This is a genomic window from Micromonospora sp. URMC 106 (genome assembly GCF_051386395.1).
Lineage (GTDB): Bacteria > Actinomycetota > Actinomycetes > Mycobacteriales > Micromonosporaceae > Micromonospora.
The window spans coordinates 1-12,635 of sequence record NZ_JBPQTP010000025.1 but is presented as its reverse complement, the minus strand read 5'-3'; the positions used below and the strand labels follow the sequence as shown (position 1 = coordinate 12,635).

Annotated in this window: 10 protein-coding genes; 7 read left to right on the top strand and 3 right to left on the bottom strand. The window is 74.8% G+C overall.

The window, feature by feature from the left end:
- Nucleotides 1-65 precede the first annotated feature (65 nt).
- The 3 genes from ACSNOB_RS11225 to ACSNOB_RS11215 form a co-directional block, all read right to left on the bottom strand.
- The gene (locus ACSNOB_RS11225) at nucleotides 66-1,535 is read right to left on the bottom strand and encodes a dynamin family protein (protein WP_436686607.1); all 1,470 of its coding nucleotides are present in this window, start codon (nucleotides 1,533-1,535) and stop codon (nucleotides 66-68) included.
- A complete protein-coding gene (locus tag ACSNOB_RS11220) occupies nucleotides 1,532-3,379 on the bottom strand; it encodes a dynamin family protein (RefSeq protein WP_436686606.1) in 1,848 nt (615 codons plus the stop codon). The genes ACSNOB_RS11225 and ACSNOB_RS11220 overlap by 4 nt, the downstream gene beginning before the upstream one ends.
- 103 nt (nucleotides 3,380-3,482) lie before the next feature.
- Complete coding sequence (locus ACSNOB_RS11215; protein ID WP_436686605.1) at nucleotides 3,483-4,364, bottom strand: IniB N-terminal domain-containing protein; 882 nt, start codon at nucleotides 4,362-4,364, stop codon at nucleotides 3,483-3,485.
- A 295-nt stretch (nucleotides 4,365-4,659) separates the two neighbouring features.
- On the opposite strand from ACSNOB_RS11215, the gene ACSNOB_RS11210 reads away from it, so the two are divergent.
- The 7 genes from ACSNOB_RS11210 (at nucleotide 4,660) to ACSNOB_RS11180 (ending at nucleotide 12,254) form a co-directional block, all read left to right on the top strand.
- Entirely contained in the window at nucleotides 4,660-5,928 is a 1,269-nt protein-coding gene (locus tag ACSNOB_RS11210) for an Hsp70 family protein (protein ID WP_436686604.1), read from the top strand.
- A 5-nt stretch (nucleotides 5,929-5,933) separates the two neighbouring features.
- Nucleotides 5,934-8,525, top strand: a complete 2,592-nt coding sequence (locus ACSNOB_RS11205) for a LuxR C-terminal-related transcriptional regulator (protein ID WP_436686603.1) — start codon at nucleotides 5,934-5,936, stop codon at nucleotides 8,523-8,525.
- Nucleotides 8,522-8,968, top strand: coding sequence for a roadblock/LC7 domain-containing protein (locus ACSNOB_RS11200; RefSeq protein ID WP_436686602.1), 447 nt, complete (start codon nucleotides 8,522-8,524; stop codon nucleotides 8,966-8,968). Before ACSNOB_RS11205 ends, ACSNOB_RS11200 begins: the two co-directional genes overlap by 4 nt.
- On the top strand, nucleotides 8,940-9,119 hold the full coding sequence (locus tag ACSNOB_RS11195; protein ID WP_436686601.1) for a DUF742 domain-containing protein: 180 nt from the start codon (nucleotides 8,940-8,942) through the stop codon (nucleotides 9,117-9,119). The genes ACSNOB_RS11200 and ACSNOB_RS11195 overlap by 29 nt, the downstream gene beginning before the upstream one ends.
- 75 nt (nucleotides 9,120-9,194) lie before the next feature.
- Nucleotides 9,195-9,914, top strand: coding sequence for a cellulose binding domain-containing protein (locus ACSNOB_RS11190; RefSeq protein ID WP_436686600.1), 720 nt, complete (start codon nucleotides 9,195-9,197; stop codon nucleotides 9,912-9,914).
- A 308-nt stretch (nucleotides 9,915-10,222) separates the two neighbouring features.
- A complete protein-coding gene (locus ACSNOB_RS11185) occupies nucleotides 10,223-11,248 on the top strand; it encodes a hypothetical protein (protein ID WP_436686599.1) in 1,026 nt (341 codons plus the stop codon).
- Between the two features lie 349 nt (nucleotides 11,249-11,597).
- A complete protein-coding gene (locus tag ACSNOB_RS11180; protein WP_436686598.1) occupies nucleotides 11,598-12,254 on the top strand; it encodes a hypothetical protein in 657 nt (218 codons plus the stop codon).
- The last annotated feature ends 381 nt before the right edge of the window (nucleotides 12,255-12,635 follow it).

Genomic DNA, 12,635 nt, shown 5'->3' with positions numbered 1-12,635 from the left:
GGCGGCGGGTGTGGCGTTCCCGTGCTCGACAGGAGCGCCGAAGGCCGTCGCGCCCGCGCGGGACGTCACCGGCCGCCCGCGGCCAGTTCGGCGAGCATCCCCTCGCAGCTGCGGACGACGACCTGGGCGCCCCGCCGCTGGGCCAGCCGGAGCGAGCTGTCCTCCGCCGCCCTCCGCCACCTCCACTGCGCGTCGGAGGCGACCTCCCAGAGCCGCTGCCCGGTCGCGTCGTGCTCGACGCCGAGTCGGGCGGCCAGGCCGACGCCGTCCCCGCCGACCAGCCGCCGTGCCTCCGCGGCCAGTTCGGTGTCGAAGCCGAGCCGGTTGTCCCGCAGCGCCGCGAGCAGGCGCAGCTCCCGGAACTCGTGCGCGCCGGCGAGGATCTGTTCCAGCATGGCGAGCAGCTCACCGGTGCCCGGTTCCGGTTCGGCCCGCAGCAGCGCCTCCACGGCGGCCATCGCCGAGCGCGCCTTGAGCGCGTCCAGCCGGTCGATGAGCAGGCGGTTCACCGACTCGCGCAGCTCGGTCAGGCCGCTGCGGCGGATGAGTTCGGCGGAGAGCTTGGCCCGGCTGTCGCAGCCGGTGCGGACCAGGGTGGTCGCGAGCCGGACGCCGAAGATGCCGAGCCGGTCCAGCAGCGCGGCGCGTACCTCCGCGTCCAGCCGTAGGGGCAGCTCGCCGCCGACGAACCGGTCGGCCGAGATCAGGTGGGCTTCCAGGGCCGGGCGGGGCACCCGGGCCAACTGCGCGAGCGCGGCGAAGTCCGACTCGCTCAGCACCCGGCCGGCCAGGCCGATCAGCCCGCTGCACGCCACCGTGTTCACGCAGAGCGCGTCGACCCTGGGGTCGCGGAACTGCCGGCGGGCCAGTTGGCGGGCGGTGATCAGGGCGTCGATCCGCCCGCCGCCGGTCTCGTCGGCCCGGGACAGCACCAGGATGACGTTCACCGGGGCTGCCTGCCCGACCGCGCTCTCGCGGCTGGACTCCAGGACCCTCAGGTCGCTGCCGCGACCGTCCCGGGTCAGGTACAACACCGCGTCCGCGTCCCGCAGGACCCGGTCCATCACCGGGGCCCGGCCGTGCTCGTCCACGCCGGTGATCGGGGGCGTGTCGATGAGAGTCATCTGCCGCAGGGCCCGGGTCGGCCACCGCACCACGATGTCGCGCAGCTCGCCGGCTCGCCAGCCGACGAGGTCGACCCGCATCCCCGTCGCCGACTTGGCCATCGCCAGGTCCTGCGGCGGGTGGCTGGTCGAGTAGGCGATGGCGCGCGGCTGCGGCCCGTCCTCGTACCAGGTGAAGACGTCGGCGCCGTCCGCGTCGTCGACCGGCGCGACCTCCTCGCCCATGATCGCGTTCAGCAGGGTGGACTTGCCGGACCGCCACGGGCCGGCGATCGCGATGCGCAGCGGCTGCTCCAGCCGGGCCAACTGCTGCCGGAGACGCGCGGTGGCGCGGGGATTGTCCCGGTAGAGCCGCAGGGCGTGGTGCAGCAGCCCCCACACCGCCTCGTCGAGGCGCAGGCCGACCGTCATGTGGGCGGCCCCAGCCTCGCCGGGGCGCTCCGGGCGGCGGTCAACTGCTGCGCCTGGTCGTAGAGCGCGGCCAGCCGGGTCATCTTCAGCCGGATCTCGCGTTGGCGCTGGTCGCGGACGGCCGCGTCGGTGTCGGCGGCCTGCTTGGCGGTGCGGAACGACCGGACGATGGACTCCTGCAACTCCTCGGTCAGCGCGGTGAAGTGGTCGCGGAGCATCCGCTGCACCTGCCGGACGGTGTCCCGGCAGTCCTTGTTCATGCGGACGAAGAAGTCGTCGACGTGTCGCTGGATCGCCGTCTTGACGGTCGACTGGCGGCGGCGGAGCATCTGCCTGCTCTCGTCGCGGATGCTCTTGCCGCCGAACAGCGCGCCGGCGCCGATCGAGACAGGGTTGATCATCGGCATGCCGGCCAGCGTCAGCGCCAGGCCGAACATCAGCAGGCCGCCGTAGGAGCCCTTCATGCCCGTGATCACCTTCTGGCTCGCGGTGAACCGGTCGATGTTCGGTCGTTCGATCTCCGGCAGCCGGTTGTCGAGGTCCTCCGGCACGGTCACCGACCAGGGCGGCAGCGCGTCGTAGCCGTACCGGGCGAAGTTGGCGGCCACCCGGCGCGCGGCCCAGTCGCAGCGTTGGACCAGCCACTCGTGGTTCGCCTCCGCCGCCTCGACCAGGCTGCGTTCCAGCCACTCCTGGAAGGTGTCCCATGCGACGAGCGGGTCGGCGGTGTCGAACGCCTCGTCGACCATCCGCAGGATCTGGCGGGTCCGGTCACGCAGGTCGTACTCGATGTCGGAGAGCAGGTCGGCCATCTCGTCGTTGAGCGTGTTCTGCCAGCGCGTGGAGCAGCGGCGCAGCTCGTCGACCTCCCGCTGGGCCGCGTGCAGCTGGGAGATCGGGCCGGACTGCTGCTCCTCCTCCTCCTGGCTCTCCAGCTCGGCGCGCAGCGGCGCGGCGAGCTGTTCGACGACCGTCCGGGCGGTCAACGCCACCGAGGCCCGGGCCAACGTGTCGGCCTTACCGGCCAGGTCCCGCTGGAGCCGGGCGATCAGCACCGGGAAGCCCGACTCGGCGTTGAGCTCGCGGTCGTCGGTGACGGCCGCGCGCAGGCGTAACGCCGACGAGACCGGGATCAGCGCCGCCGGTACGCCGGCCTCGGCCAGGTGCCGCCGGTTGCGTTCGGCGACCACACGCCAGCCCGGCACCAGGTCGGTCTTGGTCTGCACCACCACCACGTTCGGGTGCGACCGGGTGACGTGCAGCAGCATGTTGATCTCAGCGACCGAGAGTTCCCGGGTCGAGTCCGAGACCAGCAGCACCGCGTCCGCTCGACTCACGGCGGCGATCGGTGCGCCGCCGCCGATCGCGGCCACCTCGTCGCTGCCGGTCGTGTCCACCAGCACCAGCCCGGCGCCGAGCAACGCGCGCGGCAGTCCGATCTCGACGTGCGCGGGGCCGCCGCCGGGCCGCCGTCCGAGCGTGCCGGCCACCGCGGCCGCGATCCGGTCCACCGGTACCGCGGTCCGCTCGACGGTCACGCCGGCGGTGGGCCGGCCCGCCGCCGGCGGCGTGTGCACCACCGCGGCCGAGGCGACCTCGTCGTGACGCACCACAGTGGGCAGCACCGTGGTGAGACCGTCCCCGACCGGGCAGACCGGCGCGTTGACGATCGCGTTGACCAACTGGCTCTTACCCTGGTTCGGTTCCCCGACGACCAGGACGCGCAGCGTCGGGTCGAGCAGTTGGACACGCTTGTCGCGGACGGCCTGGAGCAGATCGCCGCGTCCGTGTTCGCGGCAGGTGCGGGCGATCTCGTCGAGCACGTCCAGCCAGATCCCCGCCATCACCGCACCAAGTGTGCGGATTTCAGATCAAATATCAAGAGCGATGCGGAAAAAGCCGGAGCGCCGGAGGCGCTCCGGCTTTCCGCTCCCGCCTGGACCCGGGTCAGAGCAGACCGTCGCCGAGACCGAGCAGCCCTCCGCCGGTGGAGGCCGACACTCCGCCGTGGACCTCGGCGTCGCCGGACACACCGCCGGTGACGTCGCCGCTCACGCCGCCGACCGCGCCGGTGACGCCGGAGAGGACGCCGTCCACCTGGCCCGTCACGCCGCCCACGGTCGACGGCACGTCGACCGGCGGCACCACGGCGCCGCCGTCGCCCAGGCCGAGACCGCCCAGGGTGTCGTCGCCGCCCAGCGAGCCGACGATCCCGTCGACCTGGCCCTCGGCGCCGGGCAGCGCGCCCCCGAGCAGGCCGTCCGGGGTGCCGAGCAGGCCGTGGTCGGTGGCGTCGAGCACGGTGCCCGGGTCGCCGACCGTGCCGGCCACGTCCCCGACCGCCGGGTCGACCGTGGTGTCCACCGCGCCGACCACGTCGGCGTCGAGGGTGTGCGCCAGGTCGTGCACCCCGATCAGGTTGGTGCCGAGACCGTCCGGCCCGACACCCAGGCCGATGCCGGGCAGCACGGTGGCCCCGAGGCTGGCGGCCACCGGGTCGACGGTGATGGCGCCCAGCACGCCGGCCTTGACGTCCGCGCCGCTGTAGCCGCTGATGTTGACCTCCGGCGTGGCCGTCTGCAGGTGGCCGACCACGCCGGCGACGTCCGCCACGAGCGGGTCGGCTCCGAGCTGCCCGGTCACCGGGGCGACCGGGGCGAACCCCTGGGTCGGGGCGTAGTCGACCACCAGCGGGACGACGTCCTGCACGTCGGCGGGGGTGATGTCGGTGAGGCCGGCGGACTGCAGCGCGCCCTCCGGGTCGAGGTCGAACGCCGCCTTGGCGTCGGGGTCGGTGAGCAGATTGAGCACGAAGTCGTGCAGGGTCATGTGCGGGATCTCCTCGATGTGCGTCGGCGACCGTTGATCGTCGACGGTGACGCTATGGCCGGTGACCGGCTGCGGTCATCGGGGACGAGCCCGCGACCCGCCCCGCCGGATTAGGGCACGCACTCCCTCGTACGTTAGGGGGACTGGGGGACTCGGGTCGGCCGGATTTAGGGTCCTGATGCCGGAGTGATCTCTGGTACGAACGTAGGAGCCCACGGGGTTCGCCGGGGGTGTTGGCCGCGGTCCGCACGCCGTCGCCACCGGCCGACCAACTCGCGGTGAGGGAAGAAAGCGCATGCCGTACGTCCTGGGGATAGACATCGGAAGCACCAACACCGCGGCCACCGTGGCCCGGCGACACGGCGCGACCTGGAGTCGTCCCGAGGGGGTCCCGCTGGACGCCGGGTCGGTGACCGTGCCCTCGGTGCTGCACGTCACGGCGGACGGAACGCTCACGGTCGGCGAGCCCGGCGCCGACGACGGGGCCCGGACGGCCCGGGGCTTCGTCCGCCGGGTCGGCGACGACGTGCCCCTGATGCTTGCCGGCGAGCCGTGTCCGCCGCAGACGCTGACCGCCGTGCTGGCGACGTGGGTGGTCGAACGCGTGCTCGCCCGCGAGGGTGAGCCCGCCGAGGCCGTCGTGCTCAGCCACCCCGCGGGTTGGGGCCGGCACCGACGGGAGCTGTTGCACACCGCCCTGCGGGAACTCGGCCTGGGCACCGTGACGCTGCTTCCCCGCACTGTCACGGTGGCCGAGAGTCACGCGGCGCGGGGCTTCCCCGGCAGCGCCGCCGTCGTCTACGCGCTGGGCGGCAGTTCCTTCGAGGCGGCCCTCGTGCGCCGCAACCCACGCGGCACCTACGAGACCTTCGGCTTCCCGCAGGGGCTCGAGTGGATCGGTGGAGTCGACTTCGACGAGGCGTTGGCCGAGCACGTGCGGGCCGCGCTCGGCCGTGAACTCGGCGGCACCGGTCTCCGGCAGGCGCACGTCACGCTGCGCGGACTGCTGCCCGAGTGCGAGCGGGCCAAGCGTGAGCTGACCGTCGGCACGCAGACCGACGTGCTGCTGACCCTGCCGACCGGGCCGGCCCGGGTGCCGGTGAGTCGGGTGCAGTTCGAAGACCTGATCCGTCCGGCGGTGCAGGCGACGGTCGACCTGCTGCTGCGGACCGCCCGCTCCGGTCAGATCGCGCCGGCGCAGCTCGACGGCGTCCTGCTCGCCGGCGGCTCCACCCGGATCCCGCTGGTCGCCGAGATGCTCGCCGCGGCCCTGCCCGTACCGGTCGAGGTGGAGCCCGATCCGCAGCTGACCGCCGCCACCGGCGCGGCCCTGGCCGCCTGTCAGATGGTGTCGCCGCGCCCCCGGAGCGAGGGGCCGACCCGTCGACCGGCCCCGGCCGGCGGTCGGGCCGACACGCCGGCCGTCTCGCCGCCGCACCGACCCGATCACCATCGCGCCGTGGGGAGCGAACCGCCACCGCGCCCCCCGGTCCGGTTCACCCCGTTGGAACTGCCGAAGGCTTCCCGCCTGGCACTGGCCCGCAGGCGGGGACGCGAAGGATGACCGCGATGATCATGGACAGCGTCGCCGGGCACCGGCTCGTGCTGGACCGGCGGCCGCGGGCCGTGCTCGACGCGGTGACGGCGGCCCCGGCGGCGCCGCTCGTGCTCGGCGTCACGGGTTTGGGCGGCCACGGCCGGAGCGCCTACCTCCAGGAGCTGGCCCGGACCTACCGGCAGGCCGGGATCACCGTGTCGGAGAGCGCTCCCGACCAGCCCGACGCGGTCGACCCGGACACGGTGCTGGTGATCGACGACGCGCAGTCGCTCGACGACGTCCGCCTTCGGGCGCTGCGCCACCTGGTGGCCGCCCGTCGGCACCGCCTCGTCGTCGGCTACCGCCCGTGGCCCCGGCCGGCGGCCCTGGTCGAGCTGGCCGCCGCCCTGCGGCGCGACGGGCACCTGGTCCTGCTCACCCCGTTCACCAGAGAGCAGACCGCCGACTATCTCGCCTGCGCGCCGGAGCTCGGCCGACAGCCCGAGCTGGTCGACTTCGTGCACGCACAGACCTGCGGCGTGCCCCGTGACGTCGAGCGACTGGCCCGTGGGCTGCGCGGCCGGGAGGGCCGGCCGGGCGTGCCTGCCGAGCCGTCCCGACAGGTCATCCTCGAGTTCGGGCCGGATCTGGAGGACCTGGCCCCCGACGTCCGGCGGCTGCTGCTGGCCGTCGCGGCCGGCGTACCGCTGCCGGTGGACCTGCTCGGCGCCCTGCTCGGCCGGGAGCTGGCCGAGGTGGACGAGCTGATCGGCGCTACCCGGGCGGCCGGGCTGCTCGGCGCCGACGGCCGGCTCGCGCCGATCGTGCGACGGGCGGTGACCGCGCTGAGCCCGGCCACCGAGCGCAGCGCGGTCTGGCTCCGCCTCACCCAGTTGCAGCTGGCCCGGGGCGGGCCGGTGCTCCCGCTGGTCCGCTCGCTGCTGGCGGCCGGGGCGACCGGCGAATGTCCGGCACCGACGCTGGCGGCCGCGGCCGAGGAGGCGCTGGCCGGCGAGCCGGCGCTCGCCGTGGAGCTCTTCGCCGCGGCGGCGGCCGCCGGGCGGCCCGCCACCGCCCGGCAGGCGGTCGCCGCGGCGCTCGCCGGCGACCTCGACCTCGCCCTGCGGCTGGCGGACCGGCTGCTCGCCGCGGCCCCGCCGGCCGACCAGGCGGAGGCGGCGGTGGTCGCCGCGACGGCACTCGCGCACCGCGGCCAGGGAGCTCGCAGCGTGGAGCTGTACCGGTGGTCGGGAGGCGCCTCGGCGGAGGCGTTCGCCGCCCTCGGCGCGCTCGCCGTCGGTCAACAGGTCGACGGCGCGCAGCCGCCGGCGGACGACCGGGCCGGTGGACCGCCCACCCTGCGCCACAGTGCCGCCCGGCTGATGGCCGACGGAATACGGGACAGCGTCGCCGGGCCACCGACCGCCGCCCTGTCCACCCTCGTGCAGGCAGCCGCGCTGCTGGAGCCGGCCGGCCGGACGGTGCTCCTGCCGGACAGCCCGGCCGCGCTGGCCGCGTTGACGGCGGTGCACTGCGGCGAACTGGACATCGCCGAGGGGGTTCTCGACCGGGCGGTGACGAGCGGCATCGGCGGTCCCCTGCTGGCCCGGCGGCACCGGTTGTTGCAGGGCTGGATCGCGATGCTCCGAGGACGGACCGGCCTCGCGGCCGATCACCTCGCCACGGCGGCCCACGGCGGCCGGCCGCTCGAATCGCGGGACCTGCTCTTCGCCACGGCGATGCAGCTGGGAGTCGCCCGCCGAAACAGCGACCTCGGCGGGCTCCAGCGCGGCTGGGGGCCCGCGCTGGAGGCCCTGGTCCGCCACCCGGTCGACCTGTTCACCCTGCTGCCGCTCGGCGAGTTGGCCGTCGCCGGGGCGCGGCTGGGCCACCTGAGCCGGCTGGAGCCGTACCTGCGGGAGGCGCGGCAGTTGCTGGCCCGGCTCGGCGACCCGCCGCTGTGGAGCGTGCCCCTGCACTGGAGCGGCCTGCACGCGGCGATCCTCGCCGAGCAGCCGGCAGCCGCCGACGAGCACGTGGCCGCCCTGCTCGACGTGGCGGAGCACAACCGGTACGCCACCGTGGTCGCCGCTGCCGCCGGCTGCTGGGTGCAGGTGCTGCGCGGGACGGTCGACCCGGTCCGGGTGGAGGCCGCCGCCCGAGGGCTGCACGACGCCGGGCTGTGCTGGGACGGCGCCCGGCTCGCCGGCCAGGCCGCCATCCGCACGTCGGACCGCCGGGCGATGACCACGCTGCTGGACTGTGCCCGTACGCTCCAGGGCCGCCCCGGCGGGGCCGGGACCGGGCAGCGGCCGCCAGCCGCCGACGTCGTCGCCGGCCCCGCACCGCATCGCCTCAGCGACCGGGAGCGGGAGGTCGCCGAACTGGTGCTCGCCGGACTGACCTACCGCGAGATCGGTGACCGGCTGTTCATCTCGGCGAAGACCGTCGAGCACCACGTGGCACGCATGCGGTCCCGGCTCGACTGCGCCAACCGCGCCGAGCTGCTGGCCCTGCTGCGGACGATCCTCGCCGACCGGTCGGACAGCGCGGCCCGACAGCCCTGGCCGGAACGGTCGCCGTCGGGATCCTCGCCGCGAGAGCAACGAGAGGACGGCAGATGACGCCTACCGTGGCCAGCGTCGACAACCTGAGCGGCGCCCTGAACGATCTGGTCGACAGGGTGCCGGGGGCGGAGTTCGCGGTGGTGCTGTCCCCTGACGGCCTGCTGCTCGGCGTCTCCCGGGACGTCGGGGACGAACTCGCCGAGCGGCTGTCCAGCCTGGTCGCCGGACTGGAGGCATTCGGCCTGGCCGCGGCCCGTGTGTGCCTCGGCGGAGGGCTGCGTCAGGTCGTCGTGCAGATGTCGCGGGCGTTCCTGTTCACCGCCACGACCCGCAACGGGGCGATCCTCACCGTCCTGGTCGGGGGTGACGCGGAGGTCGGCGACATGGCGTACGAGGTGGCGCTCTTCGTGGGGCAGGCCGACCGGCACCTGCCGGTACACCTCGAAGCGGCCCCGACGGTGCGGAGTGGAGATGTCGATGCACACCGCCAGCGGCTGTGACGAGCCGGACCTGCCGCCGGGCGCCCTCCGGGTGCTGCTCGGTAACCTGTGCGAGGCCGGGCTCATCGAACCGTACGAGCCGCCGTCGTCGCCCGGAACGCCGTCCGTGGAACTGCTCGAGGAGTTGCTCGCCGGACTCCGGGCGCTGTGACCGGGCGGGTGACCGCCCGACAGGGGAAGTGGAAGCGTGCCCGCTGAACCAGGGCTGTCCGAAGGTGAAGAGGCGATGCCGGCAGCACCGTCCCGGCCGCGGCGGACCGCGGCGGTCGTCGTGCTCGACCGGATCGTGGCCGTGGTCGAATCGGCGCGGCGGGCGTTCGCCGGCCCGGGCGGCGGGCGGCGGGCCACCTGGATGGCCGCGGTCGCGTTGTCGGCGGTGGCTGTCGTGACCGTGGTCGCCGTCGTCGTGGCGCCGGAAAGGCCGGAACGCCCGTCCCGCGTCGCGGCCGACCCGCCGCCGGAGACGGACGTTGCGGGAACGCCCGGCGTCGGTGGCCGGGAGTCGGGGGCGGATCCGGCCGCGTCCCGCCCGGCGGAGGCGGTGCCCCGGATGCCGGCGGTGGTCGCGCCCACCCCGGACTCCTCGCCCACCGTCGCTACGGCGCCGGGCACCCGGGCCGCGCTGCGCGCCGACTTCGCCGTGGAAGAGCGCGCCCTGCTCAGCTACGGCGCCGTCGTGACGATCAGCAACCCGGGCCCGACTGGGGTGACGGACTGGACGATGGTCATCACGCTGCCCCGCGAGTCGCTCGACGTCACCTCGGTCGCCGGCGCGCGGGCCACCCGCGAGGGAGCGACGTGGACCTTCCGGCCGGACGGGACGGACGGACGGGTGCCCGGCGGCGCCTCGGTCCGGGTCACGTTCCGGGTGGCCGGCCCGCCGCTCACCTCCACCCCCACGGCCTGCACGATCGACGGGGCTGCCTGCACCGGCCTGCCGGGCTGACGCACGGCTCTCGCGTCCGCGGGGGGCGGACGAGGACGACGCCTCACGCGGTGCCGCCGGCGGGCGCAGGGCCTGTGGCATCAGGCGCCCCGGTCGGCGGAGCGGCACACGGGTGCGTCCCGGATTGCCCGGGAGCGGGCTCGACGGTCCGAAGACGCCGCGCCGCGACGGTCCCGCGTGTCGTACGGTGATCGACCGACTTCGTGCGGCGACAATGGGTGATCGGTACTGGGCGACCGGGGACGAGTCGGGAGGTGCTCGTGGCGCGGTGTCGCGCTCGACGACTGGCTCAGGCGACGCTGCGCGGGATGCTTCTGGTCGGTGGCGCCATCGGCGCGTGGAGCGCCCACGAGGCGATCGTGGGTGACGCCGCCCATGCCGTCGACGAGCCTCGCCCGGGCATCGTCGGCGCCCTGCTCGACGAGGCCCGGGCGGTGGTCGACGATGTCCTTCCCCCCGCCTCGCCCTCCGGGCCGGCGGCGGCGGACGGCGGCCCGGCCGGGATCGGTGTGGTGCGTGAGCCAGCACCCGTGACGAGGGGGAACGCCGGCGCCGCCCGGCCCGGCCGCGGAGAGCGCGACCCGGCGGTGCGGGTTCCGCGCGGTGATCTGCCGGCGGCGGTGGCACCGGCGCGTCGGGTGGTGGACCGGGTGGCGGGCGCCGGGGTGGCGGAAGCCGTCGAGGCCGTCGAGCCGGTGACGCGTCCGGTCGTGGGCGCTGTGGCACCCGTGACGCGTCCGGTCGTGGGCGCTGCGGCACCGGTGGTGCAGGAAATCGCCGGGACGGGGCTGCTCGATCCCGTGGACGCCGTCGTCCGACCGGTGGCGTCGCCGATCGTCGAGACGCTGGCCCCCGTCCTCGCCCCGGTGCTCGGGGTGACCGGGCCGATCCTCGGCCCACCGGCGGACCCGGTGGTCCCGCCCGGCGAGCCGGTTGACCCGCAGCCGGGGCCGGGGCAGGCGGTGCCGGTCACCACCATCCCGGGCGCCACCGAGCGCCCCGTTCGCGCGTCGGCTACGACCCGGACCCACCCGCAGGCCGCGCCGCCCGCGCCGCGCCGGGATGTGGCGGCAGGGCGGTGGAGTGGCGGCGAGCCGGCTGCGGGTGCTGCCGCCGATTTGACTCGTGACCCCGGGCACGTCGATGGGACCGGCGCCGGCGGACTGATGCAGGGGCCGTCCGGCAGCGCGACCAGCTCCGCGTCGTCGGGCGCGACGGCAGTCGACCTCTCGCCGCGCCCATGGACGCCGGAGCTGGCATCCGGGTATTGCGCCTCCTCCCGGTGCGGCAACTTCGTCGAACGATCGCCGCAGCCCGACACCAGACCTGCCTGAGCGGCGCCTGGTGCCGCCGGGGTCGGCCACGAGTAGGCCCGACCGGCAGCGAAGTATGGAATCGCATCCGCGTTCGCACCGCGCCGGGCAACGCCGTGGGTGACCCGGCTGCCGGTACGGCACCCTGACCGCCGACGCCTTCCCGACGGTGGCGTCCCGTGCCGCGACCTGCGGCATCCGGCACGCCGACCACCCGGCTACTCCTTTGCCACCGCCCATCGTGATGCGACGGCGTCACGCGCCGGAACGTCCACTCCGGTGGTGGACGCCGGACCTGACCGCACCCACGCCCGACGGGGCGACCAGCCGCCCTCCGGGCGGCCACACCTATCCACACAGGAGGCTTCCCATGCCCGGTATTCCGCCCACCGTCCGCGCCCGCTGGTGCGACAGCGGACACGTCACCAGCCTCGTCGCTGATCACCTGCACACCTCGGCGATCGGCGCGTGGCTCGTGCCCGACGACGACCAACGACACTCCCTACTCGCCGCCGTCGCACGCATCTGGGTCGAGCACGCCCTGCTTTTCGGTGACGTCTTCCTTCTCGGCGACCGCTCCGCCGCCGCGGTCTGGTTCCACCGGTACCGTCCCATTCCGCCGCCGGCCAGCTATCGCCAACGGCTCGCCGCCGCCTGCGGCGGCCACGCGGACCGTTTCCGCATGCTGGACCGCGTCCTCGAGGCCCACCGTCCCACGGACGCCCACAATCATCTGGCCTTCCTCGCGGTTCCACCGACAACCTCGCGCGCCTCCGCGCTGCTCGCCCGCAGCCTCGTCAAAATGGATCGCCTCGCACTACCCGCCTATGTGGAGGCCGTCACCGCCGCAGAGGTCGATCTCTTCACTCGGCACGGCTACACCGCCCGCGACGCCTTCGCGCTCCCCGACGGCACCACGGTCCATCCGTTGTGGCGTCGAGCGGCGGGGCACCCTTCCCGGGCAGTGCGACCGGTCAACAGCCGACCAGGGCGGGATCGGAGGCAGACGGCCGTATCGGCGACGTGAACGCCGGCGCCGAGTGGACACGGCCGTGATCTGGATACCCGCAGATATCGACCCCATCGAGTCCGCCGTCGCGCGATGCGTGGACCACAGCCGCCGGCGGGGCTACCGGCTGGAGGGAATCGTCCGCGGGCCGTGGGAGTCGGTGAGCCGGATGGTGACGAACCGCGACGTGGGTGTGGTCGTAGTCCCCGATCAGGCGTACCTGTCTACGGTCCCGACACCCCGAGTCGAAGTCGCTGGTCACTAGGAAACCGTCGAAGCCGGCCCAGGCTATGGTGTCAGCCCCGAGGCGAGCCAGGACGCGCTCGTCGTCCGGGGATTCGCGGACGAAGCCCCGGCGGCCGGTCACCCGGCGACGTAGGCTGGCCGGCGTGACCATCA